Origin of the sequence: Mycobacterium angelicum (genome assembly GCF_002086155.1) — a bacterium.
Taxonomy (GTDB): domain Bacteria; phylum Actinomycetota; class Actinomycetes; order Mycobacteriales; family Mycobacteriaceae; genus Mycobacterium; species Mycobacterium angelicum.
This window is the reverse complement of sequence record NZ_MVHE01000002.1, coordinates 106,754-133,349: the sequence shown is the minus strand read 5'-3', so window position 1 is coordinate 133,349 and position 26,596 is coordinate 106,754. Positions and strand designations below refer to the sequence as shown.

21 protein-coding genes and 1 pseudogene are annotated in these 26,596 nt (G+C 65.2%); 11 read left to right on the top strand and 11 right to left on the bottom strand.

Annotated features, from left to right (window positions below):
* Positions 1-10 precede the first annotated feature (10 nt).
* Positions 11-4,174: a type VII secretion protein EccCa gene (gene eccCa / locus BST12_RS02040; protein ID WP_083111333.1), complete on the bottom strand. Its 4,164-nt coding sequence runs from the start codon at positions 4,172-4,174 to the stop codon at positions 11-13.
* The gene (gene eccB / locus BST12_RS02035) at positions 4,171-5,691 is read right to left on the bottom strand and encodes a type VII secretion protein EccB (protein WP_083111332.1); all 1,521 of its coding nucleotides are present in this window, start codon (positions 5,689-5,691) and stop codon (positions 4,171-4,173) included. Before eccB ends, eccCa begins: the two co-directional genes overlap by 4 nt.
* Positions 5,692-6,004: 313 nt before the next feature.
* On the opposite strand from eccB, the gene malQ reads away from it, so the two are divergent.
* The 5 genes from malQ (at position 6,005) to BST12_RS02010 (ending at position 11,879) form a co-directional block, all read left to right on the top strand.
* Entirely contained in the window at positions 6,005-8,155 is a 2,151-nt protein-coding gene (gene malQ, locus BST12_RS02030) for a 4-alpha-glucanotransferase (protein ID WP_083111460.1), read from the top strand.
* Between the two features lie 154 nt (positions 8,156-8,309).
* Positions 8,310-10,046 (top strand): molybdopterin-dependent oxidoreductase, encoded by a 1,737-nt coding sequence (locus tag BST12_RS02025; RefSeq protein WP_083111459.1) that lies wholly within the window; start codon positions 8,310-8,312, stop codon positions 10,044-10,046.
* A 66-nt stretch (positions 10,047-10,112) separates the two neighbouring features.
* Positions 10,113-10,988, top strand: coding sequence for an LLM class F420-dependent oxidoreductase (locus tag BST12_RS02020; RefSeq protein WP_083111458.1), 876 nt, complete (start codon positions 10,113-10,115; stop codon positions 10,986-10,988).
* A complete protein-coding gene (locus BST12_RS02015) occupies positions 10,988-11,452 on the top strand; it encodes a nuclear transport factor 2 family protein (RefSeq protein WP_083111331.1) in 465 nt (154 codons plus the stop codon). The genes BST12_RS02020 and BST12_RS02015 overlap by 1 nt, the downstream gene beginning before the upstream one ends.
* Before the next feature lie 130 nt (positions 11,453-11,582).
* Positions 11,583-11,879, top strand: a complete 297-nt coding sequence (locus tag BST12_RS02010) for a LapA family protein (RefSeq protein ID WP_245850009.1) — start codon at positions 11,583-11,585, stop codon at positions 11,877-11,879.
* A 24-nt stretch (positions 11,880-11,903) separates the two neighbouring features.
* On the opposite strand, the gene BST12_RS02005 is transcribed toward BST12_RS02010, so the two are convergent.
* Positions 11,904-12,332: a type II toxin-antitoxin system Rv0910 family toxin gene (locus BST12_RS02005; protein WP_083111330.1), complete on the bottom strand. Its 429-nt coding sequence runs from the start codon at positions 12,330-12,332 to the stop codon at positions 11,904-11,906.
* Positions 12,333-12,546: 214 nt separating this feature from the next.
* Positions 12,547-13,110, bottom strand: coding sequence for a hypothetical protein (locus BST12_RS02000; RefSeq protein WP_083111329.1), 564 nt, complete (start codon positions 13,108-13,110; stop codon positions 12,547-12,549).
* A 255-nt stretch (positions 13,111-13,365) separates the two neighbouring features.
* On the opposite strand from BST12_RS02000, the gene BST12_RS01995 reads away from it, so the two are divergent.
* The 3 genes and pseudogenes from BST12_RS01995 (at position 13,366) to BST12_RS01985 (ending at position 16,570) form a co-directional block, all read left to right on the top strand.
* Entirely contained in the window at positions 13,366-15,222 is a 1,857-nt protein-coding gene (locus BST12_RS01995) for a DUF4407 domain-containing protein (protein ID WP_083111328.1), read from the top strand.
* A gap of 175 nt (positions 15,223-15,397) precedes the next feature.
* Positions 15,398-15,853, top strand: a complete 456-nt coding sequence (locus BST12_RS01990) for a DUF6941 family protein (protein ID WP_083111327.1) — start codon at positions 15,398-15,400, stop codon at positions 15,851-15,853.
* 64 nt (positions 15,854-15,917) lie between these two features.
* Positions 15,918-16,570: pseudogene (locus tag BST12_RS01985) on the top strand (cysteine hydrolase family protein).
* A gap of 32 nt (positions 16,571-16,602) precedes the next feature.
* Here BST12_RS01985 and BST12_RS01980 read toward each other — a convergent pair.
* Entirely contained in the window at positions 16,603-17,820 is a 1,218-nt protein-coding gene (locus tag BST12_RS01980) for a cytochrome P450 (RefSeq protein ID WP_083111326.1), read from the bottom strand.
* Between the two features lie 187 nt (positions 17,821-18,007).
* On the opposite strand from BST12_RS01980, the gene BST12_RS01975 reads away from it, so the two are divergent.
* The gene (locus BST12_RS01975; protein WP_083111325.1) at positions 18,008-18,562 is read left to right on the top strand and encodes a TetR/AcrR family transcriptional regulator; all 555 of its coding nucleotides are present in this window, start codon (positions 18,008-18,010) and stop codon (positions 18,560-18,562) included.
* Here the strand turns inward: BST12_RS01975 and BST12_RS01970 are convergent, their stop codons facing one another.
* Together BST12_RS01970 and BST12_RS01965 are read right to left on the bottom strand one after the other, a co-directional pair.
* The gene (locus BST12_RS01970; RefSeq protein ID WP_083111324.1) at positions 18,563-19,375 is read right to left on the bottom strand and encodes a DAPG hydrolase family protein; all 813 of its coding nucleotides are present in this window, start codon (positions 19,373-19,375) and stop codon (positions 18,563-18,565) included.
* On the bottom strand, positions 19,375-20,715 hold the full coding sequence (locus tag BST12_RS01965; RefSeq protein WP_083111323.1) for an FAD-binding oxidoreductase: 1,341 nt from the start codon (positions 20,713-20,715) through the stop codon (positions 19,375-19,377). The genes BST12_RS01970 and BST12_RS01965 overlap by 1 nt, the downstream gene beginning before the upstream one ends.
* Before the next feature lie 67 nt (positions 20,716-20,782).
* On the opposite strand from BST12_RS01965, the gene BST12_RS01960 reads away from it, so the two are divergent.
* Positions 20,783-21,529: an IclR family transcriptional regulator gene (locus BST12_RS01960; RefSeq protein WP_083111322.1), complete on the top strand. Its 747-nt coding sequence runs from the start codon at positions 20,783-20,785 to the stop codon at positions 21,527-21,529.
* Between the two features lie 20 nt (positions 21,530-21,549).
* Here the strand turns inward: BST12_RS01960 and BST12_RS01955 are convergent, their stop codons facing one another.
* The gene (locus BST12_RS01955) at positions 21,550-21,843 is read right to left on the bottom strand and encodes an ANTAR domain-containing protein (RefSeq protein ID WP_083111321.1); all 294 of its coding nucleotides are present in this window, start codon (positions 21,841-21,843) and stop codon (positions 21,550-21,552) included.
* A 156-nt stretch (positions 21,844-21,999) separates the two neighbouring features.
* Between BST12_RS01955 and BST12_RS01950 the strand changes: the two genes are divergently transcribed.
* Entirely contained in the window at positions 22,000-22,641 is a 642-nt protein-coding gene (locus BST12_RS01950; protein ID WP_083111320.1) for a class I SAM-dependent methyltransferase, read from the top strand.
* Here the strand turns inward: BST12_RS01950 and BST12_RS01945 are convergent.
* From BST12_RS01945 to BST12_RS01935, 3 genes are all read right to left on the bottom strand, one after another.
* Positions 22,624-23,985, bottom strand: coding sequence for a wax ester/triacylglycerol synthase domain-containing protein (locus BST12_RS01945; RefSeq protein ID WP_083111319.1), 1,362 nt, complete (start codon positions 23,983-23,985; stop codon positions 22,624-22,626). The two genes, BST12_RS01950 and BST12_RS01945, sit on opposite strands and share 18 nt — an antisense overlap.
* A gap of 106 nt (positions 23,986-24,091) precedes the next feature.
* The gene (locus BST12_RS01940; protein WP_083111318.1) at positions 24,092-25,378 is read right to left on the bottom strand and encodes a D-arabinono-1,4-lactone oxidase; all 1,287 of its coding nucleotides are present in this window, start codon (positions 25,376-25,378) and stop codon (positions 24,092-24,094) included.
* Positions 25,375-26,580, bottom strand: coding sequence for a M28 family metallopeptidase (locus BST12_RS01935; RefSeq protein ID WP_083111317.1), 1,206 nt, complete (start codon positions 26,578-26,580; stop codon positions 25,375-25,377). Before BST12_RS01935 ends, BST12_RS01940 begins: the two co-directional genes overlap by 4 nt.
* Positions 26,581-26,596 lie beyond the last annotated feature (16 nt).

The following is a 26,596-nucleotide window of genomic DNA, read 5'->3' as shown; positions in this document are numbered from 1 at the left end:
CAGCAGTTGTCTACTTGCGCACCTCGGTGGCTGCCACCTGGACGAACACGCCGGTGTCCTCGGCCATCAGCAGGCCACGGCCGCGGGGCAGCGGACCGCCCTTCATCTTGCCTCGGATGAAGCCCTCGTCCGGGTCGGCGTCCATCACCAGCAACGGCGCATTGGCCTGATGCAGGGCCCGCAGCATCGGGTCGCTGCCGGCCGACGACCAGCCACCGAAGGAACGGGTGACGATCACATGCAACCCCAGATCGGCGGCCCGGTTTACGAACGGAACCACCTTGTGTAGCGGCGAATCGAAACCTGGCGGCAGCTGCTGAATGTCGTCGACGATCAGGAAGATCTCCGGGCCGCTCCACCATGACCGGGACAGCAGCTGCTCGGCGGACAGACCGGGCGGCGGCTCACGGCCGGCCAAGGCCGCCGCCAGGTCACCGACCATTTGCACGACGCCGTCGAGGTTGTAGGCGAACTTCTCGACATAGTCCGAACCCAGTGCGGTCAGCAGCTGACGGCGCGGGTCGACCAGCCATACCTGCGCAGAAGGCCGTCCGGCGGGCGGCGGCGGTGCGCTGCTGGCGCCGGGCGCATACAACCGTCCGATCTCGGACATGATGGTGGCCAACGTCGTGGTACGCCCACACTCGCGGCGGCCCGTCACCATCAAGTGCGAGTTCTCGGCGAAGTTGAGATACACCGGCTGCAGATCCAATTCGGATATGGCCCAAGCGATTCCGCCGGCACCAACATTCTGGCGGGTGTCGCGCGCGGCCAGCTCCCGCACCTGCTCCACGCCGAACCGGGCAGGCAGCCTGCGCACCGGGGGTGCCTGGGCGCTGGTGAGCCTGCTGACCGCCGCAACGATGCTGTCGCATTCGAAGACGTTGTCGGCCGTACTGGCCAGCGCCGGACGGGCCACCAACGTGTGCAGGCCGGCCTGCGGGTCGCTGTCCAAGCGCACGTAGTTGACCGCGACCATGCCGCGACCCGGCTTGACCGGTACGTCCTTGGCGAAGCGGGACCGCACCAGCTTGGCGTCTTCCACTGCGGCCAAGCGCAATTCGACCCGGGAACCGAAGCCGCTTCGCACCGGCGGCCGAAGTTCGGATTCGCGATCGGCGGTGACGATCACGTGCACCCCGAACGAGGGGCCCTGGTTGATGATCAGGTTGACCTGCTCGATCAACACCTCGTTTTCCTCGGCAAGCGCCCGGTAATTGTCGATCACCAGGAAGACATCGCCGAAGCCGTCGTTGGGCACCGGTCCGGCCTCCCCGGCGAACTTGCGGCGCCGGAACATATCCATCGACGCGATGCCGCATTCCAGGAAGGTGCGCTTGCGGTCGCGGACCAGGGCCAACAGCTCGGCCACCGTCCGGCGCACACCGTACGGATCCGTCGGACCGGCCACCTCACCCACGTGCGGCAGCTGAGCCAACGTCGTCAATGCGGTGCTGCTGTAAGCCAGGCAGTAGAACTGCACCTGCTCGGGCGTGTGCGTCAGCGCCGCCGAACAGATCAGCGTCTGCAGCGCGGTCGTCTTGCCCGAACCGCCGGCACCCAGAATCAAGACGTTGGCACCGGGACCGGAGGTGTCGACCGTCCATGGCGGCTGGTCGTGCTTGAACGGGCGGTCGATGATCCCGATCGGGAACACCAGATCCCTCGCGGTGCCGTAATCCTTGTGCCACGGGCGGCCGAGGAACCGGTTGACCAACTCGTCGATGGGGACGGGTTTCGTCAACGGAGGCTGCCAGAGCCGGTACGGCTCGAAATTGATCCTGCGCAGCTGATCGATGATCACCGTGCCGACCTTCGGCGTGCGAATTCCGCCTTCTTCTTCCTCGGCTTCGCCGTCGGCGGCGTGCACCTCGCCGTTGGTGTAGGCGGCCACCGGTTCGACCTCCGGGCCGCCAACGCTCACCTCGAGTGGGGTGAAATCGTTGGTGAACAGTTGCGGGCGCACATAGTCGATGTTGTGCACCAGCACCGGCGCTTCCTCGCCGTCGATGCTGCTGAGGCGGAAATAGTCGCGCCACAGGAACTCGGCCTGGAACCTGATGATGTCCTCGAGGCTCTTACGGAAGTATCCCAGACCGGCCTGGGCAGGTAGGTTGACCGCGTTCGGCACGCCGGCCGCCTGCGCCGCACCGGCGGTACGCGCCTTCAGCACCAGGCGGTAACCCATGTTCTCCATGAGCTTTTCGGCTCGGCTCTCAATGGTCTGCGAAGCCATCATCAGGTGGATCCAGTAGGCGCGACCCTGCCGGCCGATCGAGTCGAGGACGTCGACGGCCGTCGGCATGATCCGGAACCACTCGTAGAACTCGTCGATGACCACCACCAGCATCGGCAGCGGCGCCATGTCCTGCCCGCGTGCGCGCATCCTGGCCCGTACCGAGTTGTACTCTTTGGCGTCGTCGACACCGGCGCTGTCGCAGATCGCCTTGCGGCGCGCGATCTCGCCCCACAGCGCGTCCAGGAAACGTTCCATCAGTGCCTGGTCTTCTTCCAGGTCGGTGATGATCCGAGACACGTGCGGTACGCCGGCGAACGGCTTAACGGCCGAACCACCCTTGAGGTCAGCCAGCACGAATTGCAGTTCCTCGGGCGGATGACCGAGCATCAGCGACTCGATAACGGTCCGCACCAGTGTCGACTTACCCGAACCGGTGGTGCCCGACATGACACCGTGCGGGCCGTCGCCGCCCTCGTCGAGCGACTTCATGTCCAAGAACAGCAACTCACCGTTGTCAGACCGGTTGCCGAATGGCGCCCGCAGTCTCGAACGGCCCATGCTGTCAGTGCGGCTCCCCCACAGCGCGTCGAAGTCGATATTCGATGGATCGTCAACGCCGTAGTAGGACAAGATGTCTCGCGCGCCGATGTGGGCAACCCGCTGGCCGATCTCTTCGTAGGCCTCGGCGAGCCGCCATTGGGCCAGCTTTTGAGCGAACTCCTCGGCCTCGGCGATGGTGAGCTGGTCGCTGAGCGCGAAGAACCACGCCTTGTCGTCGATCACCATCCAGGTGTCACGGTCGCGAGGCAGGGCTTCGATCACACCGACCTCGTCGAACTGCAACTTCCGCTCGGGGACCTCCGTCCACATCGAGGAGCCGGTCAAATCGAAGAACGTCACCCCGTCCACACCCTCGGCGCTGATCACGTACTCCCATTGCGGGTCATCGACGTCGGCGATGATCACGTGGTGCGGTGTCGGAGTTTGCGCCGATGAGCTCGCATGCCGGGGCGTGAACGACCCACGGCCGGCGAACAATTCGGCTTGTTCGGCGGCGAACTCGCGCACCGAGCTGTACACCATCCGGGCGTTGCCGGCCGCGTCGTGGCGCCGCGAATCACCGAAGTGTGGCAGCCATTTGACCCAGTCCCACTTGTCCAAATCGGAACTGACCACGATCATCTGGACATGGTCGGGTCCATGGGAGAACGCCAGCTGGCAGATGATCGCGCGCATCAACCCCAGCACCTGCTCGCGTTCGCCGACCAATGCGTACCACGGCTCAACCAGCACTGAAACCATCTTCGGCAGGTTGTAGACGACGCTTTGGTAGCGTCCGAACTCCTGAAGCGCCTTGCCCGTCACCGGCTCCAGCTCGATGTCGGTCGGCATGTTCTGTGGCTCACCCCAGGTCACCTCGGGACGCGTCATGCCAACACCGACGCGGACGACGCCGAAGTTGAGGTCCTTGCCGTCCGGTTTGCGCTCCCACATCCGGGACGAGCCCACGGCCGCGGTCAGCGTGGTGGGCGCCGGGTGAAACCACCGGTAGTTGGCGTCCATACTGTCGGCCGACTCCTGCGCCGTCTCGCGGAGCATGTCCAGCATCAGCATGAACTGGGCGCGCATGGCGTCCAATTTCGGCCGGCTCATCTGCTGCTGGCCGCCCATCCGGCCGCCGAACATCATCATCATCATGCCGCCGACCATGAAGATGGGGAATATCGAACCGACGCCGCCGAACACGTGTGACCCACTGGCAAAGGTCATGGCCACCATGCCGCCCAGCAGGCCGATCACGACGACGCCGATCACGATCATGTACCACGGCTTGCCCTCTGGCGGCGGAATGCTCAGGGGCGTTGGCAGGACGATGTTCTCCGGCTTGATTACCGGAGGCCTTTCGGCTGTCGGTCGCGCAAATCCACGTTTCACTTCGGTACCACCAACTCTGCAGGGGTCATGTCCATGGGCAGGGTGTCGTGCTCGACCAGGGCGTCAGCTCGAGACAGCGTCGGACCTTGAGGCAGCAGTCGCAGCGCCACCCACGGCGCCAAACTCGGCTGCAACGTCAGGCCCAGGGCGTCACGTGCTTCCTTACTGTCTTCCACTCCGAACCGGGCGCCGGCATTGGTGAGCCACCACAACGATTCCACTGTTTGAGCGGCCGGGTTGTTACCGGTGACGGCGACGAAGTTCGCGAAGTTGGGGCCGAAGTACACCTGGTCGGCTTCGCGTCCGGTCATATCGGCTTTCACCAGCGACACAACCCTTTTCATTTCGTGTTGTGAGATCGGAAGGGTTGGTCCGGCGATTACTTGCACCCGGGCCCGGTTCTCACCGGCGGTCCGTTCCCACCACCAGCAGGTCGACGGGTTCTCCCGGATGTCCAGCACGTTCAACGGGTTGTCCGGGTAAGCGGATAGATCCAGCCTGTTGACGACCGGCATCTTCGCCAGCGCCGACGGTTCTATCGTCACCGGCTTGGTGTTGCCGGGCCGCCCCGCGTTCTGCATGATCTGGGCCACCAGCGGCGGCAGCGTCTGCACACCGTCCACCAGCACCAGCGAATACTGTTGCGGCCCACTGATTTGCGGAGTCACCAGTACGGTGCCGACCGGGCCGGGCGCACCCGGGAAGGTCGCCGGTGCACCCACGTTGGGCACCTCGGGCACCAGCAATTCGGGTCCGACCGGCAACGCGTCGTAAAGCGCGTGACTCATCGGCTTGGCCTGGCTGACTTGTTCCGGTGTGAGACCCAGCGGCAACAGCACCGACCGGTCGGTCGCGTCGATCTTCGAGCGGCGTCCTTCCCGGATAACCCAGGTGTTGCCGCCGTAGTTGAGTACGACGGCGTCCGATCCGGTCAGGGTCCGCCGGTGGTTGGTCAGGTCGGGGGTGCCGTCGATGACGGTCACCGTCACTCCGCCGGGGGTCCCGACACCGGTTGAAGTGGCCACGGTGTCACACACCAGCCACGACGACGCGGTTGGACTCTTCGGCGCGAATTCCGATGGTGCACCGGGGATGCCGACCAGTGGCCCGTGCGGCAGGCTGGCGATCTGGCTGGCCTTGACCAGGTGCGGATTGTCGGCCCGCCCGGTGATCAGCCGCGCAGACGCCAAATTCAGGGCCGGGTAGAGCCGGTCGCCGACTCGGACGTAAAGCGCACCGGAGTCCCGGTCGGCAATGATCGGCGACTCGTTTATCTGGCCGGACGGGCTGATGAACGACCACAGCAGCGCACCTAGACAGATCACCAACGCTGCCGATATCGACGCGACCACCGCCAGCGTTTGGCGCCGGCCCGGCTCGATCTCCATCCGGACGCGCCACCGGGTCAACGCCATTGCGGTGCGGCGGGCCAGGAACTGGTAACCGGTCACCTGGGTTCGCGTCGATAGCCCGAGGCCGTACCCCGACCCCCGCTGCCCCCGGCTCTCTTCAGCCACGTTATTTCACCATCCGGTCTGTTAAAACGCCTGGTTAATGACCTGCATATTTATGCACTTCGATAACCGTAGGGCACCCACACACACGCCGTCACGCGACGCCGACCACGCTGGATCCCCCAAGATTTCGCCGTGTCTCCACTGGGCATGGTAGCGGCGATTTGCCGCGTCGGCCTGTTGAGCCGAAAACTTCCGTGTCTAGGCCGCATGCAAGGCCCTGACCTGCGAAGTAATCGGAGCGCCTTGGCGGCCGTTTCCGGCGAAAGCGCCCCTGTCGCCCCCGCACCCGGCGACGCCACGCAAGATGGGCGACATGACTGAGCTTGCGCCCTCGCTGGTCGAACTGGCCCGGCGATTCGGCATCGCCACCGGCTATGACGACTGGACCGGCCGGCAGGTGCTCGTTCCGGAGACCACGCTGGTCGCCGTACTGGCCGCCCTGGGTGTTGCGGCCGACACCGAGCAGCAGCGCAACGCCGCCTTGACTGCCCAGCTGCGCTCGTATTGGGCACGCCCGTTGCCGCCGACCATCGTGGGCCGCGCCGGCGCCCAAACGCGCTTTTGGGTGCATGTGACACACGGCGCTCCGGCCGAAGTCAGGTTGCAGCTCGAGGACGGCACCGTGCGGGGCGGGCTGATCCAGGTAGACAACTTCACTCCGCCGTTCGATCTGGACGGCCGCTGGATCGGCGAGGCCAGCTTCGTGTTGCCCGCCGACCTGCCGCTCGGCTACCACCGGGTGCAGCTGCGTTCCGGCGACCACCAGGCCAGCACCGCCCTCATCGTGACGCCGGATTGGCTCGGGCTGCCCGAGCGACTCGGTGCCCGCCGCGCCTGGGGCCTGGCCACCCAGCTCTACAGCGTGCGGTCCCGACGCTCGTGGGGCATCGGCGACCTCACCGACCTCGCAGATCTGGCGCTGTGGTCGGCCTCGGCGCACGGCGCCGACTATGTCCTGGTCAATCCCTTGCACGCGGCGGCGCCGTCGGGACCGGGCGCTCCGATGGAGCCGTCACCGTACTTGCCGACGTCACGGCGCTTCGTCAATCCCCTTTACCTACGGGTCGAGGCCATCCCCGAAATCGTCGACCTGCCCAAGCGCAGCAGGGTGCGCCAGCTGCGCGACCAGGTGCAAGACCGTGCGGATCGGCTCGACGCGATCGACCGTGACGCGGCCTGGACCGCCAAGCGCGCCGCGCTGCAGCTCATCCACCGGGTACCGCGCTCAGCCGGGCGCGAGTTGTCCTATGCCGCGTTCCGCGCCCGGGAAGGGCGCGCCTTGGACGACTTCGCCACCTGGTGTGCGCTGGCCGAGGAGTACGGCGGCGACTGGCATCGCTGGCCGAAATCGCTGCAGCATCCAGACGCTGCGGGGGTGGCCAAGTTCGTCAATAAACATAAGGAAGCGGTTGACTTCCACCGCTGGCTGCAATGGCAGCTCGACGAGCAGCTCGCCGCTGCTCAATCGCAGGCCGTCCGGGCCGGAATGGCGTTGGGCATCATGCACGACCTCGCCGTCGGCGTGCACCCTAACGGGGCTGACGCCTGGGCGCTGCAGGATGTACTGGCGCTGGGCGTGACCGCAGGCGCGCCGCCGGATGAGTTCAACCAGCTCGGCCAGGATTGGTCGCAACCTCCCTGGCGCCCAGACCGACTCGATGAGCAGGAATACCGTCCATTTCGGGCGTTGATCCAGAATGTGCTGCGCCACGCCGGCGGCGTACGCATCGACCACATCATCGGACTGTTTCGGCTGTGGTGGATTCCCGAGGGCGTGCCGCCGACCGAGGGCACCTACGTGCGCTACGACCATGAGGCGATGATCGGCATCGTTGCCCTGGAGGCGCATCGTGCCGGGGCGGTTGTCGTCGGCGAGGATCTGGGCACCGTGGAACCCTGGGTGCGCGACTACCTCTTACTACGCGGCCTGTTGGGCACCTCGATTCTCTGGTTCGAGCAGGATCGAGACGGAAATGGCGGGCCGCTGCCCGCCGAGCGCTGGCGGGAGTACTGCTTGTCGTCGGTGACCACCCACGACCTGCCACCGACCGCGGGTTATCTGGCCGGCGATCACGTGCGGCTGCGCGAATCACTGGGGTTGTTGACCCGGCCGGTGGCAGCCGAACTCGAATCGAGCCGGGCCGAGCTCGAGGCGTGGACGGCCGAGTTGCGCCGGGTCGGCCTGCTCGAAGCCGGCGAAGACGCTAATGACGACCCGGAAGAGACGATTCTTGCTCTGTACCGATATCTCGGGCGCACACCGTCGCGTTTGTTGGGTGTGGCGCTGACCGATGCGGTCGGTGACCGCCGGACCCAGAATCAGCCCGGCACCACCGACGAATATCCCAACTGGCGGGTTCCGCTGACCGGCCCCGACGGCCGGCAGATCCTGCTCGAGGACATCTTCACTGACCGCGGGGCCGCCACCCTCGCCGACGCTGTCCAGGCGGTGACCGGCCATTAACGGCGATATTGAGCGTTTTGCGTCCGATTTGTTTGCTCTAGCGCAACTAAAGTTGTAATTTCGGGCAGTGAGCATCACTGGTGAAGACGCTGATCGCGTGGCTGACTCTGCGGGGACGGCACTACCGCCCGCCACGGCAGCCGAAATCGCCCGGCTGGAACGACAACTTGGCGTCGATTACGCCAAGGAGGTCCATAGCGCCGAGGACGTCGTCGATGTCGAGACCTATGGAGGCGGCTTCGACCTCACTCGGCGGGCTACTGCGCCGCGGCTGCGGGTCGGGCGCGACAAATGGTTCAACCTGTTGTGGCTGATACCCATCGGCTTCGCTCTACTGGTGGCCGCCGTGGCGATAGGCAAAGGGCTGCACAACATGCCGGCGGTGCAGTCATTTATTCAGCGTTACCCCGGAACCGACGTCAAGCACGCCAGGCCCACGTTGCCGGCCTGGATTGGCTGGACGCACTTTTTCAACCTCTTCATGATGATGTTCATCATCCGGTCCGGCATCCAGATTTTGTGCGATCACCCGCGGCTGTACTTCAGCCGCAATGCCACTCCGGGCAAGGATGAGTGGCTGCGGGTCGGTCCGCCCGTTCCCGACGATCCGCTGTGGACCGCTAACTCCGACACCGTGGCGCTGCCCCCTCAGTTCGGATTGCCTGGATTTCGCCACTCCATTGGACTCGCGCGGTGGTGGCATCTCGGCATAGACGTCCTGTGGCTGGTCAACGGCGCGGTCTTCTATGTGCTGCTGTTCGCTACCGGGCAGTGGCGCCACATCGCGCCGACCAGCTGGGACGTCTTCCCCGACGCCGCGTCCGTAGCGATCCAGTACCTGTCTCTGGACTGGCCACATGACGACGGGTGGCTCGCCTATAACGGTCTACAGGTGCTGGCCTACTTCACCACAGTCTTCATCGCCGCCCCGGCCGCGCTGATCACCGGACTGGGCATGTCGCCGGCACTGTCGCAACGTGTCCACTGGCTGAGCAAGCGCCTGAGCATTCAGCACGCCCGTTCGCTGCACTTTCTGGTCCTGGTGTACTTCCTGTTCTTCATCCTCGTGCACGTCACGCTGGTCTTTGCGACGGAGGCGTTGCGCAACCTCAACCACATTTTCGCCGCGCGCGACGACGACGGCTGGACGGGTTTCGCGGTGTTTGTGGTCGCCATGGTGGTGGTGGCCGTCGCATGGGTAGCGGCCACTCCGTTCACCATTCGGCACCCGCGCGTAGTTCAGCGGGTGGGGTATGCGCTGGTCGGCCCATTCCAACGGGTGCTGGAAAACCTCAACCCGAAGCCGGGCGCCTTCACCGAAAAGGACATCTCACCGTTCCATTGGCGCAACGGCCGATTGCCCGAGAACGTCGAGTACAAAGAGCTGGAAGAAAACGACTTCGCGGACTGGCGGCTGCGGGTGTACGGCCTTGTCGAGAATCCGACGGCCTTCTCACTCGACGACTTGCGAGCCTTGCCCTATCACGACCAGATCACCCAGCACTTCTGCATTCAGGCGTGGTCGGGCGTGGCCAAGTGGGGCGGCGTGTCAATGCAGACCATCATCGACATCGTCAAGCCGCTGCCGGAGGCGAAATGGGTGGTCTTCTACTCAATGGGCGAGGGCGCGACCGGCGGCATCTACTACAACGCCCACCCCCTCGACCAAATGACTCACCACATGAGCATGCTGGCCTACAACATGAACGACCAGCCACTCCCCTACCTGCACGGGCGGCCGCTGCGGCTACGCAACGAGCTGCAGCACGGCTTCAAGCAGGTGAAGTGGATCAAAGGCATTGAGTTCGTCGCACACTACTCGGGGATCGGCAGTGGTTACGGCGGCTACAGCGAGGATCACAAGTATTTCGGCCGGCACCAGACGCTCTGAGGCGCAGCTAGCCGCGTAGGGTCGACGGACCGCCCACCTGTAGCTTCGGTTCTCATGAACGTCCCGCTGAAGGCCGGGGTCGTGGTCCCGGTGGCCGACGGTGTTACCGCCGACCCGGAGTGGATGACGGCCTTCGCCCAGCACCTCGAGGCATGCGGTTTCGAATCGATCATCGTCGTCGAGCACACCGTCTTAGTCACCCGCTACGACAGCGTCTATCCCTATGACCGTTCCGGACGGGTCGGGCTGACGCCGGACTGTCCGATTCCTGACCCGCTCGATCTGCTTGCGTTCTTGGCCGGCCGGACCACCCGGCTCACCCTGGCCACCGGAGTCCTGGTGCTGCCCAACCATCATCCGGTGGTGCTCGCCAAACGCGCGGCCACCGTGGACGCCCTTTCGGGCGGCAGATTGCGGCTGTGCGTGGGTGTGGGTTGGCTCAAGGAAGAACTCGAAGCCTGCGGGGCAGACTTCGACAACCGGGGCCGACGGGCCGACGAGCAGTTAACCGTGCTGCGGGCGCTGTGGGCCGACCAGCCGCAAGGTGCGTCTTTTCACGGCGAGTTCTTCAGCTTCGACAACGCCATGTGCTATCCCAAACCCGTTGCGCGACTTCCTATTCACATCGGTGGACACACCAGGGCGGCCGCCCGGCGCGCCGGACGGTTCGGCGACGGATTCCAACCGCTGGGCGTCAGCGGCGCGCAATTGGCTGCGCTGATCGAGCTGATGCACGCCGAAGCGTCGGCCGCGGGCCGCGATCCGGCGAGCCTTGAGATCTCTCTGGGCCACCTCGTCACCAAGATCGATGCCGAACGTGCCGCCGGTCTGATCGACCAAGGCGCCGACCGGATCGTGCTGGCCATGCCGCCCACCACCGGAATCGAGCAGGCCAAAGACATCCTTTCGGCTTGCGCGCAACGGCTGTCGTTGGCGTCTTGATGGCCGTTCCAGCAATCGAACGGGCTGCCCTCTCCGATCTGGTACACCGATACGCCGCTTACGTCGACGACCGTCAATTCGACACTGCTGCAGCACTTTTCACTGAATCTGCGGAACTTTCGGTGCCTGACCCGCCCGCCGCGCTGGAACCCGTCCACACTCATCTGGGGCAAGCGGCCATCGCCGGCGCGGTAGCCGCCGTCGCTCGGGTGTTACGCACGGAGCACGCGATCGTCGGTGAGGTGTACGACGAAGGCCCGCGAGCCGGCGTCGCCCGTGGCCGCATCGCCTGCGTCGCGCACCATTGGGACACGCGCTCAGGCGAAATCGTCGATGTGGTGTGGCATCTGCGCTACGACGACGAGTATCAGTTGACCGATGCCGGGTGGCGGATCAGCCGTCGGGCCTTGACGATCAACGCCCTCGAGACCCGGCCGGTGCGCCGGCTGCGGCCTCGGGCGTGATTCGAAGTCGTTTGTCCGCACGGCATTTCGGGTAGTTCATCAAAATGCCCTACGCAGGCCGGTCGGGGCCGGCCGGGTGCCGTTCGGGTCGGCGCCTCAGCTATTGCAGGCGATAGCAGAGGAGACGTTCATGGGGAACATCTCGCACCGCCGGGTCGACTCGGCTCCACAGATCGATGACGTAGAGCGGGTGCCGGGGCTGGTCGTGGTGGCGGGCGCCGCGCTGGTCTTAGTGGTCTGCGTGGCCAATTTCGCCTTTGGCCAAGTAACCATTGGAATCGCCGCGGCGATCGGTGGGATGTTGGTATTCGGCGCCGGTTTGGCATGGCTCTCCATGGAACGCCGGCGAGTCCGCCAAGCCGAGCGGGAATGGAGTTTGGATCATCCCGTCGCCAACGGGCCCCGCTCCAACCGGCCCGTGCGGTAGGTATGCCCGGTCATTGCAAGGCCGTTACTGCAAGGCCGCGAGATTATCGATCGAATTCCGCACATCCGAGCGCAGCACTCTGGCCACGAGTTTGCCGACCGGACCGCCGAGCAGACCACCCTTGAGGTCGGCGACGAGATGAAAAGTGGACCCCGGATTGTCGTCGGCTACCGCCATTTGCAGGTCGATCCGTATCCCACCCCGGCCGCGACCCTGCAGCTCAATGGATTTGGGTTCGTCGTAGCGAGTCACTTCCCAGTGGATGATATTGCGGAAACCTTTGACCTTGATGCACGACGAAATACAGGTGCCCTGTTCGATCTCTGCGGGCACCGCACTGCGCCAACCGCCGAAAATCGTCAGCCACTCATCGAATCGCTGCAGGTCGGACGCCAGCTTCCAGGCGGACGCCGGGTCCAGATCGGATGTCGTTGAAACGTCTACCTGCGCCATGCGTTAACCCGCTCCTCCTGCGCTGCGATGGTGGCCAGGCCGGGCCTGATCGTCCGAATTAGTTACCCAGGCGAGGCGACCCAGTAAACACGCGAGCGCTATTTCATTCGGCCCGGCCACCCGCAGCGTCAGCGCCGACGGGCGTCAACTCGGTGACGGAGTGTTCGATCGCGTCCTTTACCGATGCCGCCGAAGACCTTGCCGGACAACAGAATTAGATGCCGGTCCAGGCGGCGTCCAACCGGGTGGCGACATCGATGACCTGGGCGGCTTGCGATTGCGGTGTATCGATTTCCTCGGCGACGTATTGGGCTATGAAACGCCGAATCTCGCCGTCGACACCGGCCAGAATGCGCAAGACCTCACCGCGAATGGATTTCGACGATACGTTGACCGTGATATCGGACGGCCGTGGTTTGGAGACGTCGACGATCAGCAGCAGCGGATCGGCGGCGCGGGCGGTCGCTCGCAGCGCGATGTCTCCGGCGACCTTGAATCGCTGCTTGTCCAGGCGCAGGTCGAGAAGGAGATCGATCGACAGCGGAATGTGGATGACGAAGGTGATCAGGTCGCCCAGCTTCCGGGTCACCCGGGGCTCCTGAATCTTGACATTCGCACTGACCTTCGCAATTCCGCCGGGCCCCTGCGAGATCGGCTCCATGGCGAACTCGCTGCCGGCGATGTCGGCGAACGCGGCAGCGACCCGATCCGGTGTGACGGCGACTTCGAAGAATTTGCGGCCGAAGTCTTCGTAGGTGAGGAAGTCGTGATTTTGCATAGATTTATACCGTCTCACGTCGCCAGCCCCAACGGTCGCTGATCTGCTCGCGTCGCAGGAAATCGAGGCTCAAATGGTTTTCCAGCGAGCGCACTGGCCCGCTCGGAGCAGCCCGAGCGCCGCCACCCGGCGCCCAAGCGGTGTGATCTGCGTCACAGAGTGCCGAGTTGTGAACAACACCACAAGGGGCGCCTTCGATTCGGTGTGTCGGCCGGGGGCCTGCCACGCTGGAGCACTTGGAGGTATTTGAGTCCCATGTGCGCCCATGAAGTTCCTGAGCAGCGCTCGACCGTGGCACGGATCGAGGGGTTACTCACCTGGCTGGGTGGCGGCCACTCGCATGAACTGGCCGAGCGTCACGAGCGGTCCACGCACGCGGTCGCCGGAGCGGTTGTTGCGCTGGGCGCCGGGCTGGCGTGGCTGATCGCGAGCCTGGCCGTCAGCGAGTCGGTGCGCTGGCCGATCTGGGCCGTGCTCGCGTCGACGCTTGTCTTCGGTCTGCTGATCGGGTCGGTGATTCGCGGTACCGCCAGCGGCCCCGCCCGGGGCCGGGCCGGTATCGCGGGCCGTGCCGCGGTCGCGGTGGCGGTGGGTGTCGTGGTCGGCGAACTTGCTGCGCTGGTGGCATTTTCCGGCTCTATCGACCACCGGCTCGACGAGCAGGCCCTGAGCAACGCGGATACGGCGCCGGCCGTCGCGCAAACCTCACTCGCGCTGCAACAGGCGCGCACCGCGCGGGCTTCGCTCGACAACACCGTCGACCAGGCTCGCGGCCAGCTGGACCGGGCGCTGGTCATCGCGCGCTGTGAATACAACCCCAGCCCGGCCTGCCCGCAAACCCGCATCACCGGGGTTCCCGGTCAGGGACCCGAAACGCGCACGGCTAACCAGCTTCTCGCTGACGCGCAGCGCGAATTGGACACCGCGGTGGCCGCTCGTGACCGTCAGGCGCCTGAGCTGGACGCCAGGGTCGCCCGCGACGAGCAGGTTGTGGCCGCCGCGCGGCACGGTGTCGTTGCCGATGCGAGTCGCGGCTTGGGTACCAGGTGGGTCGCCATGAACGACCTGACGCTTGCCGCCGTTGGCCCACTGGTGCTGCGGGCGCTGATCGTCGCCTTCTTCGCGCTGCTGTACCTGCTGCCGCTGATCCTGCGCCTGTGGCGCGGCGAGACAACACACGATCGCCACGCAGCCGCCCGCGCGGAGCAGGAACGCGCCGAGTTGGAGGCCGACACCGCCATCGCGATCAAGCGGGCCGAAGTCCGCCGGGCCGCCGAAATCATGTGGGCTGAACATCAACTCACCCAGACCCGCCTCGCCATCGAGGCCCAGGCCGAAATCGATCGCGAACACCAACGCCGTCGAGTCATCGAAGCGCTCGACGGCCCAGTGCATGCGTCGTCGCAGCGTACCTTCGAGTCAGTGGAGGAAGACATGTATCTGCCGATCGCCGCCGAAGCCGAGGCCGCCAGCCGGGCCGTCGCCGAGTTGCCTGCTGCGCCACAGCCCGACCGGGGCGAGGTTCGGGACAACCTGCCTGCACAGATCGAATCCAGCGGCGCCGTCGAACCTCACGAAGAACACGAACCCCAACAGGAGCGCGGAAACCAATTGATTCCCTCGATTCCCGACGCCACCAAGGCCGCGGCGCGGTGGATCCGTCCGCTGGTACCGCCATTCGTCGCCAAGGTCATCGACAACACCACGCAGCCGCTGCGCAGCGCGCGCCAGGTGTTCGAAGAGGTCGAGGAGATCGCGTTCTCGTTCAAGCGCACCCGCAAGGTGACGGTCAACTCCGAGAGTTCCGACCCCGGCGAGCAGCAGCTCACCGCGGCGTCGTCGGCCCCGGCGGCCGAGAGCCGAGCGGAAACCAACCGGATCGAATCGTCGCGTGGGTATAGCGATTACGAGGGTACGGGCGCAGTTGGCGGCAACGAGGGCCGGCTGGACGCGTACCGTGACCGCCCGTCGCTCGAGCATGTGCCTGCCCGGGACATGGCTGGGCTGTCGGTCGGCTCGACCGGACGCGATGACCGGGCTCTGGTCGGCCGGGACGGACCGCCCGAGCTGAGCTCACCGGAAGGCCCCCGCCAACTGCCGCCAGGGAAGTAGCGCCGCGGCCGGGCCGCAAAACCGCATGATTGGGTGGCTGGCTGGCGGCGTATGATCCTGCCGAGTAATTGCATACGGATTGGGAGCAGGACGTGGATCTGATTGATCTCGTGACGGCAGCAATCGCAGGGCAGGATCTCGCAGTGATACATCCCAGCGCGGTGCCGGCAGCCAGATGAAGGTCAGCCTGTTTCTCGCAGACGCTGCCCAGGCTGACGCTCAATCGGGGAAGGTCCACGCTCTCGGGCTCGGCTGGCGACAGTGTCAAACACCAACGCCTCCTTTCGCTTTGGTGCTGTTTCTCGATATCGACTGGGATGAGACGAACAAGCAGCACAAGCTGACCTGCCAATTGCTGACCACCGACGGCGAAGCGGTGGTGGTGCCCGGGCCACAGGGGCCGCAGCGGATGCTGTTCGAGGCCGCGGCCGAGGCGGGTCGTCCGCCGGGAGCGATCCACGGTACGTCGGTTCGGATGCCGCTGACCCTCAACATTCCGGCCGGAATCCTGCTGGAGCCAGGCATATACGAATGGCGGGTGGAAGTCGAGGGCTACGAGCAGGCGACGGTGGTGGAAGCGTTTGTGGTCTCCGCAGGCAGCTTGCCGCCGAACGCACTGGGCCTCGAGTAGCCGGGAAGCGGCGCAATACCCACTGCGGCAACGACTTTCAATGCGCCAGAATGGCGGCATGACCATGGCTAGCATTGCCGTTGACGCCAATCCATATGTCTGGTCCTACGACGGCGATATCCCCCGAGATGCATCGGCCCTGATCAACATTGACTGGCAGGTGGACTTCGCGGGTGGGGGCGGCTACGTCGACGTCATGGGATACGACCTGTCGTTGACCCGCACTCCGCTGGGCCCGGCGCGCAAGGTGCTGCAGGCCGCGCGAGAGGTGGGCCTGTTCGTCGTGCACACCAGAAGTGGAGATCGGCGCAGACCGGTGCCGAGATCGGAACGCCGGGACCCTGCGGCCGCATCCTGACCCGCGGCGAACCGGGGTGGCAAATCGTACCGGAGATGGCGCCGCTGCCCGACGAGACGGTGGTGGACAAGCCGGGTAAGGGCAGCTTCTACGCCACGGATCTCGACTTGCTCCTCAAGAACCGCGGTATCACCCATCTGATCTTCACCGGTATCACCACCGACGTGTGCGTCCACACCACACGGCGCGAAGCCAACGACCGTGGGTATGAATGCCTGGTTCTGTCCGATTGCACGGGCGCCACTGACTACGGGAATCACTTGGCGGCGCTGAAGATGATCACCATGCAGGGCGGGGTTTTCGGCGCCCATGCCACCAGCGCTGCGGTTCTAGCGGCGTTCGACAAGATGCGCGGCTGATGGAGTGTGGTCGAATTTTGTTGTGTTGCAATTTAACTGATCGCTAGTTCGAGGCGTTCGAGGCGGCGCACCAGGATGCTGGGCAACCATGCGCCGAGATCCACGGCTTGGATTGTCGACGTACGATCAAGCAACAGTTTTAAGGCGACCCGCGCTTCCAGCCGGGCGAGTGCGGCGCCGACGCAGAAGTGTGCGCCTCTGCCGAAGCTGAGATGGCCTCTGGCGGCGTCGCGGTCGAGACGAAATTCATTGGGCGCGTGGAACTGCGCGGGATCGCGGTTGGCTGCGCCCCACAACAGCAGCAGACGCGAGCCGGCAGCCAACTCGACACCACCCAGCGTGGTGTCTGTCAGGACGTGCCGGTAATGGCCGCGAAAGGGAGGTTCGTAACGCAACGTCTCCTCGATGAATGCTCCAAGTAGGCATGGGTCGTCTCGGACTTGCTGCTGAATTTCGGGATGGGTCGCCAGTATCCATGCCGCACTACCCAGCAACGATGCCGTGGACTCCCCGCCGGCGGCAAATAGGATCACCATCATCGACTGAGCGGTGAGCGGGTCAACCTCGTCCATAGCGCAGGCGGCAGCGAGTTCGCCAAGCAGGTTGTCGAGCGGATCCGCTGCGGCGCGGTCGAATTGCTCGTTGATGTAGCCGAAGAGCTCCATGACTGCGACGCCCGCGGCGGCGAGTTGCTCGTCGCTGACCAGTCCTTCGAGTAGTTGGGTGGCCGCGTACCCCCACCTCACCAGCCGTTCGATGTCGGCGCCGCCGACGCCGATCAGCTCAGCCACCACCATCATCGGCAGTCGGTTCGCCATAGCCCCCATCCACTCGATGCGCCCGTCGCGCAGGCCTTCGGCCCACAACCGGTGGGCAGTATCGCTGGTGAACTGCTCGATGGCGCGAATTCGCTTGGCCGCCAAATGGCGTACTAACAACTTGCGATGCAGAGCATGGGCGGGATCATCAGCGGTGGCGAGCACCTGGGTCGGTCCGCCGAGCCGATCCATCTCGAATGGCTTGACGGTGCCCTCGGCTGTGTAGGTCATGGTGGAGGTCAGATTCGACGAGAAGTCCTCCGGTCGGTTGATCGCGTCGATGACCGCGTCCCAGGCGCATACGGCATAGAAGCCGGAGTTGCCAATCTGGTGAACCGGTCCCGCGGCGCGCATCCGCTCGTAGAGCGGATACGGATCCTGCAAGGATTCGGAGCCGAAAAAGATGCCGGCATCGGCAAGGACTGTCACCATTTCAGCGTGATGGGGAGATATCCGCACGTCAACGGCACTCTGCGAAGTTGAAATCGGCCAGTTCGCCGCACTGCGTCCGGCCGTCTCAATGCGCATTTCAGACCTGCGCGTATCGTGAGAAACCCAACTTGATTTGTCTCAGCATGAGATAGCAGTCCGTCCGCTTCTTAGGCCAGAGGACGCCGCAATGCCCCGTGATGATTGGTTGGTCGGGGGCGATCGCCGAGCGATCGCCGCCGAACGCATCTATGCCGCCGCCACGGACATGATCACGCGCGAAGGTTTGGAAGCCTTTGACATCGACAGGCTGGCCAAACGCATCCACTGCTCTCGGGCGACCGTCTACCGCTACGTCGGAGGCAAGGCCGAAATACGCGACGCGGTCGTCGGTCGAGCCGCGTCTCGCATCATCGAGTCAGTGCGTAATACCGTCGAGAACATGAGCGGGCCGGAGCGCGTGGTCACCGCGATTACAGTGGCGCTCAAGCTGATCCGAGCCGATCCCCTTAGTCCACTGATGTTCAGCTCGGCTCGGGCCAACGACATCGCCTGGCTTACCGGATCGCCACTGCTGGCCGACTTCGCCGCCGATCTCGCCGGGCTGTCCGGCGGTGATCTGGGCGCCGCGCAGTGGGTGGTGCGCGTCGTACTGTCGCTGATGTACTGGCCTGCCGACGATGAGCAAGAGGAATACCAGCTGGTGCAACGATTCGTCGCACCGGCGTTCGCCGATCAGCGCTGACTACTCGTGTCCGAAGGCTTCGTAGAGTTCGGGCAGGAACCCGGCCAAGTGATTCATCTCCTGCGCGCAGTGCACGAGCAGATTGCGGCCGCTGGCTGCCGGGTCACCCAGAATCCGGGATGCGATGGGACGCAACGCTTTTGACGCGACGCCCGGGGCCTTGCGCACCGCGATGTGCGAGCCGCCCATCCAGAACCGGGAACGCATCTCGGCCCCGCCCTGGGTTGAGCGGATGTGATGGATGAACCATCCGACGTCCACCGGGGCGTCACCGGCACCCAGCCGCGCGCACACCGCCACCGCGTCGTCGCTGTCGGGCGGACAGCCCAACTCCTCGGGCGCGACGAATTGGATTGCGCCGTTGAGCAGCGACGAGCCGATGTACTCACTGATCAGCGACCAACGGCCGACGTAGCGCTGGGCACCCGTTCGGTCCCCGTCCTGCTCGCCGTCTTTCCAAGCAGCGGAGAGATGTGCTCGCGGATGCCACAGCTTGTAGCGCCGGGTGTCGCAACCGTGCCAGCCGAACCACCACGACCACATCGCCGGAGTGACGCCGGGCATGTCGGTGCGCACCGATACCTGATAGCCGCCGTCGTCGAGAACCCCGTAACCGTTCTCGGTCTGCTGATAGCCCTCGTCGGCGACGCTCGCGGCGTCGCCGAACGTCACCAGCGCCATCTCCCCCTGCGGACCGTGCTGCAGCGCCTCGACGACATGGGTTGGCAGCGGGGCCATTTCGCGTTTGAAAAACTTGCCCCACGGTGTGTTCGCATCGTCGCCGCGGTAGCCGAGATACAGATCGCTAGCCATCAGATTCGTCCCATCCAACTGTTGAAGAGGCCGTCGGGGTCATAGTCGGCGCGCACCCGATCGAGTTTGGTCATGGCGTCGTCGCTGGCGAACCGCGCCGGACGCTGGCCGAGGTTCTCGTCGGCAAGCTGAATGCCGACGGCCAGATCCGACATCTCGGCCATGTGCGACCGCGCCCAGTCGGCGTACTTCGCCTCGTCGGCGGGATCTTTCCAGGAGCCGTAGAGCGCCAGGTAGATGTCGGCTTCGATGCTGTAGGCCATGTCTTGGCGGGGCGGCACCGGACCCCAGTTCAGCCACAGGAAGTGCGCCGGGTGCGGAGGCAGCGTATCGAGAATGTTCCGGATGCCCGGCAGCAGATCTGCCGCCGGCGCCGAGGTCCACATGTTGTCCACCGCGTAGTAGTGGTCGGCCAGGTAGTGACTCATCGCGACGTCGTACCAAGTGGGCAGATCCGTTGGCATGTAAGGGATCTTGACGAGCGCCTTGTCTGCGACCGGACAGGTGCCGAACAGTGCGAGCGCCTGTTCGGCCTCCGCTTCGGAGTCGGCGAAGGCGGGCGACGCGAACGTGATGACTGGGACGTCGATGCCCATGTTCGGTTCGCCGCGAGAGGCTACGGCCTGCAACTCGACGCGCGGGTCGACTTCGGCGCTGACGGCTCGGGCCCAGGTGAAGACTTCGTCGGCAAGGTCGAACGGGTAGACGTACACGCTGGTGCCGCACACCGGCGGCTTGGGGTACAGCTTCAGGTGAAACGACGTGACGACGCCGAAGAAACCGGGACCGGCGCCACGGGCGGCCCAGTAGAGGTCGGGGTGATTGTCTTCGTCGCAGTAGACCTGCTCACCGTCGGCCGTGATGACGTCCAAGCCGATCACGCTCTCGCAAGCCGGGCCGTAGATTCGGCTGTTCCAGCCGTAACCGCCCTGCAGCAGATAGCCGCCGAGGCAGACGCCCTTGCAGTGGCCGCCGGGGAAGAACAGGTTCTGTGCCTGCAGGTCGGCCATGAGCAGGCTGCCGCCCTTGCCCGGGCCGGCGACGGCCAGGCCCTTTGCGGCGTCGATGTCGGCGTGGTCGAGGCGGCTGAGGTCGAGCAGCAGGGAGCCGTCGCGAAGGTGACTTGCCGAGAAGCTGTGACCGCCCGAAACGATGCTGACCTTGTTTCCGTTGGCCTTGGCATAGCGCAGGGCCGCGATGATGTCGTCGGAATCGACGGCCTGCACGATCACCTCGGGATACCGTGCGGGCACGCGCTGGTGCCACACCGTTCCGCGGCGGGCCGCTTCGTACTCGTCATCACCGCGGAAGTAGTGTCGCCCGGCCGGTAGAGCGCTCATCCTGGAACTCCTTTGATCCACATTTCGGTTCTTTTAAATCCGCGATGCGGGCCACTATAGTGGAATAGTGGTTCAAACGGAACGGAATCCTGCAACCAATCGCGACGAGGGGATTCAGGTGCTGCGCCGTGCTGCCGCCGCACTCGATGAGATCGCCGCGGAGCCGGGCAGCCTGCGGCTCGTCGACCTCGGCGAGCGGTTGGGGCTGGCCAAGTCGACGACCCGGCGGCTGCTTGTCGGGCTGGTCGAAGTCGGGTTGGTCAGCGTCGATGCAAACGGCCGATTCTCGCTGGGCGAGCGGCTACTGGGATTCGGCAGTGCCACCGGCGCTCTGATTTCGGCGATCTTCCGGCCGACCATCGAACGGGTGGCCCGCGCCACCGACGGCGAGACGGTGGACCTGTCGATACTGCGTGGCCAGCGCATGCTGTTCATCGACCAGATCGAGTCCTCACACCGGCTGCGCGCGGTTTCGGCCATTGGTGTCCGGTTCCCGCTGCACGACACGGCCAATGGGAAGGCGGCACTGGCGGCGCTCGACGACGCCGACGTCGAGGCGGTCCTGTCGCGACTTGACGCCCCGGTCGCCGACGGGTTGCGCCGGGAGATTGCCGAAATCCGGCGCACCGGAGTCGCTTTCGACCGCGACGAGCACACATCGGGGATCTCCGCGGCGGCCATCGCGCGACGATCCGTCGGCGACAACATGATTGCGATCTCGGTGCCCACGCCCACCGAACGATTTCTGGAAAAAGAACAGCAGATCATCGCCGCGCTGCACACCGCCGCTGAATCGTCGGCCTGGGCGCGCTGAGGACGGTCAAACGCGAGCGCTCAGCAGGAAGCCATGACGGACTCAGCGAAAAGCTGACCCCACTCACGGCGCGCCGCCGACTGTGCCTCCATGAAGCTTGGCGTCGCCTTGCCGGAGTCATCGGCCAGATGCACCAGCGCCCAAGCCATCGCGAACACCGGTACCTTGTGGCGTTGTGCCGCATTGAACAACTCGTCGAATGCTGCCTCCGAAGGGCAGCGGCGAAGGCCGATCAGAATGCCCCGCGCGGTGTCGAGAATGCGACCCGAATTCGGGCCGCACGAAATCTGGGTGGACACGCAGTTCGCCGTCATGCAGTGGATACCTCCTGTCAAGCACTACCCATGATTTGGGCAGCGCCGCAGTTGTGCCAGAGCAACGCTCGTATCGAAATGCGCTTGTGACGGTGTTGATATCCATGCCGTCTGGCCCGTCGAAGCCGATCCGACGGTCTTGTAGGTTCGACTCGTATGGACGATTCATCGACCCGCCCGGTCAACCACCACGCCGACCATCGCGGATTCGCCGGGCCGATCGGCCTGGCGGCCGCGATCGGCATGCTCGTCGGCGGCCGGCGCCAGGCCCGCCTGGCCGTCGAGTTGACGGGTGTATCAAACGCCGACCATGTGGTCGATATCGGTTGCGGGCCAGGCAATGCGGTCAGAGCAGCCGCCGGTACGGGGGCACGCGTAACGGGGATCGATCCGTCACCGATGATGTTGCGGCTGGCACGAACGCTGACGCGCAACCACACCGCCGTCGCCTGGTCGCAGGGCACCGCGGAGAAGCTGCCACTGCCGGAGGGTTCCGCGACCGTCGCCTGGTCGGTGAAGACGGTCCATCACTGGAAGGACGTCACAGCCGGACTCGCCGAAGTGCACCGGGTGCTGGCCGACCAGGGACGGTTCCTGGTGATCGAACGCCAGGTCCGCCCGGACGCCACCGGTCTGGCCAGCCACGGATGGACCGAGCGGCAGGCGCGCGACTTCGCGGGACAGTGCCGTGCGGCCGGCTTCGACGCGGTCCACATCGACAAACACGTCCATGGCCGAAGCGCGGTGTGGGCCGTCCAGGCCGTTAGAACCAAACCGGCGTCAGTCCGCCAGGGCTAGCACCTCGTCGAAGCCGGCGACCAGCGAGTCGTGAAACACCTCGTAGTCGGGTATCGCTGCGGCATCGACGTCGATACCCAGAAAGCAGGTGTCGACGTAGCTGAGCAACGTGACGTTGACCGCCGAGCCGATCGTCGGACCGAAAGCGTATTGCGCACGTACCGCGGCGCCGCCCAAGTACACCGGCACGGGAACGCCCGGCACGTCGCTGGCCAGAAAATCGACGTGACGCAGAACCGAACCGATGTACCACCTCGGCACCATGTTGAGGGCTCCGGCGATCAGCTGGGTGTAGGGCAACGACCGTTCATCCCGTACTGCCTTGACTCGGGAATGTATCGCCTCGATCCGCTGGGCCGGATCGGCCTCGCCCACCGGCACGTCGAACCGCATCAGCGTAATGCGGTTTCCGCCCATGTGGTCGCTGTCGGTACGCAGACTGATCGGCATCGTCAGATGCAGGTCGCCGACGCTAACGCCGTGCTTTTCGTGGTACCGGCGGAGTCCACCGGCCACCCCGGCCACGAACGCGTCGTTCAGTGCCCCGCCGCATCGGTGTGCCGCATCGCGCAATTGCGCCCGCGGCACCTCGTGCACTCCGACCCTCCGGACCAGGCCCCGCTCCTTGGTCAGCGCAGAGCCGGGCCGGCGTATCGGCCGGACCGTGCGGTAAACCGAGGCGGCCGTGGCCATGGCCGATCGGGACGTCGTAATAGGTTGCCGCACAATGTCGTACACCAACCGCGGTGCCCATTTGGTCGCGCCCGTCAGCACGTTGCGCAACAGGCCGCGGTCATACCGCCAGGTATCGCGGTACCGGCTGAGCCGCGGTGGCTTGGACACCTCTGGCTGCGGCGGCGGCTCATGCGGATACAGCTGCGGTGACAGATCGAACAGCTCCATGGCTATCTGTATCCCGCCGACTCCGTCGGTGAGAGCGTGGTGGAATTTGCAAATCACCGCCGCGCCGCCCGACGCCAGGCCGTCGACCAGGGTTGTCTCCCACAGCGGGCGGGCGCGGTCGAAATCCTGCATTTCGGCCAATCGCGCCGTCTCGAGCACGTCGTCGAGCGTGCCTCCGGGCGGGACCGCAGCTCGCCGCATGTGGTAGTCGAGGTGAAATTCCGGGTCGTACTCCCAACGCGGAGGCGCCGGACGCGGCGACGGCACCACGCGCTGCCGAAACATCGGCAGCTTGCGGCTGATTACGTCGAATCGATTGCGTAAGTCATCCCAATCCGGAGACTTATCCAGTACCACCACGGTGACCACGGTCGATCGCAGCCGAGGGTCACTTTCCATCGCCCAGGTGAAGGCGTCGCTGTTGCGCATGAATTCTGTCATTGTCGGCTCCACGCACAAACGTACGACTAACCGCAGCGCAGGTCACTACCTTATTGGCAGCCAATGACTTTGGTCCCTAAAGATGGGGCTTTTCGGCATCACCGCGTCAATCGCCGAGCACGCGCCTGGTGTAGTCGTTGCTGAAGACGCGATTGGGATCCAGACGGTCACGCACGGCAAGGAAAAGGTCCCATTCTGGATAGCGCTCACGCAGCGTGGCCGCGCTCTGGTAATGGCGCTTGCCCCAATGTGGCCGTCCCGCATACTCATCCATGATCTGCTCGACCGCCCGGAAGTAGGTTTCGAACTCCATGCCGGTGTATTGGTGCACCGCGATGTAGCAGGTATCGCGCCGGTGTGCGGTCGAAAGCAAGGCGTCGTCAGGAGCGGCGAAACGCATCTCGAGCGGGAACATGATCGGCAGCTTGCGACGCCGCACCACGTCGATCACCCGCTGAATCGCTTCGGCTGCGTGCTCACGCGGGATCGCGTATTCCATTTCGGTGAACCTGACCTTGCGCTCGGTCGCGTACACCTTGTAGGCGCGGTCGGTCACCGTGGCATCCGACATCAAACTCGTCATCAGCCGGTTCAGGCCGGGCGCTGCAGCCGGAAAGCGCCGTCCGGTTCGGCAGATCAGGCTCAATCCCCCGTTTTCGAAGTCTTCGCTGAGCCTGCGCTTCCACGCCGGGGTCGGGGTCGGTTCCTGGTCGCTGCGGCGCGTGGTGCGCGTCAAAGCGGTTTCGGCGTAAGGGAATACGAAGAACTCGAAATGGTCGTTGCCGTCGACGTATTCGTCGAGTCGCTGCAGCGTCTGGGGCAACGGACGCAGCTCGTCAGTGCGATGCAACGTGTACAGCGGGACGGTCTGCACGGTGACCTGTGAGATCACGCCCAGCGCCCCCAGCGAGACGCGCGCCGCCAGGTAGTCGGAGCCCGCGGACAGTGTCATGATTTCGCCGCTCGCGGTGACCAGGCGCAGCGAGACGATACGTGCCGACAGATTCGGAAACCGTGCCCCGGTCCCGTGCGTCGCGGTCGCCGTGGCGCCGGTGATCGACTGCGCATCGATGTCGCCCTGGTTTTCCAGCCCGAGCCCGTGCGCGGCCAGTTGCGGACCCAGCGAATGCAGCTTGGCGCCGCCCTCGATGGTCACGAGCCCGCTCGACCGGTCGGCGTCAAGGACCCGCTGCAGCGCGGACATGTCGATCATCACACCGTCAGTGCACGCACAGTCGGTGAACGAGTGACCGGTGCCGACGGCGCGCACCTTTTCACCGCGGCGCGCGGCCGCGGTCACCGCGTCGACCAGCTCGGCCTCCGAGGCCGGCCGCACGATCGACGACGGCGCGCAGAACTGCTCACCGGCCCAGTTGCCCCACCTCTGGTTCACCGCACCAGCTCCCGCACAACGGATTCGGCGACGGTGACCGCGTGCATCACGGTCTCGTAAACCAGGTTCTCCGGCGTGTCCGACATGAGGTGATAGTTCGACAGCTCCTTATGGCGGTCAAACGACGAAAAGCAAGCGGTCGGGTAGCCCGCACGGCTCATCAGGACGGCGTCGGTGCTGTTGCGCGAGCGCAGGCCGCGGCGCAGCGGTGCGCCGGCCCGTTCGGCGGCGCGTGTCACCAGATCGCGGAACGGACGATGGTAATAGTCCTCCATGATCGTGGTGCCCTCACCCTCGAGCATGATCAACTCGGGCGAACCGACCGTGTCGAAATTCAGAAAGTAGCTCCGGTCGGGGTTCAGCTCGGGCCGGTGGCGTGCCAGGAAGCCGTAGATTCCGCCCTGCAGTATTTCCTCGGCGCCCAGCGACACCAGCAGCACCCGGACCCCTTTCACCGGGCGTTCGCGCAGGCGCTCGGCCAAAGCGACGAGTAATGCCACCGCCGACAGGTTGTCGTTGGCGCCGGGGACCACCGGACTACGGGCGATATCGCTGAATGCCGCTGTCGCAACAGCGCTCATCGCGGCGCCGGCGAGCATCATCTTGCGGCTGCCGCGCAGCGCGCCGACACCGGCAAGGACCGGAGCCAGGATCGGTGGCCACCAGATTGGCAGCGAGGTGTCCATGCGCTCGGCGATCCCGGGAAACCGCTCGACGAGATATCGCTGGGGGCCCTGGTTGAAGAACATCCCGGTGCGCGCGGCATCGTGATGAGCACACACCACCACCGTGTGGTCACCGGCCAGATCGCCGGCCTCGGCTACCACGTTCCAGGTGGTCCGGGGCTTTTGTAATGTCTTGCGCGCCAACCGCATTCCGTTGGAACAGTCATCGGCGATCGCCAGCCCCGCGCTCACCCCCGCCAGGGCGGCGGGTGCCCGTAACCACCGGCTGAGCAGTCCCGCGACCGCCGCGGCGATCCCGACCGCCGAAAGCTTGGCGTGCAGGCGCGGATAGCCGTCGTAGAACTGCTCTTCTTCGAGGTGCGGATTGTGGGCGCCCGCCTTGTGCAACCGCTCGACGATCCACTTCGCCGCTTCATGCTCGCCCGGTTCGCCGGCCGCGCGCTCGATCGGCGCGAGCGTCTCCACGACGTCGCGCATCGTGGCCAGCTCGGTGGGCAACGCGGCGATCGCTGTCATTGAGAATCTCCTTCGG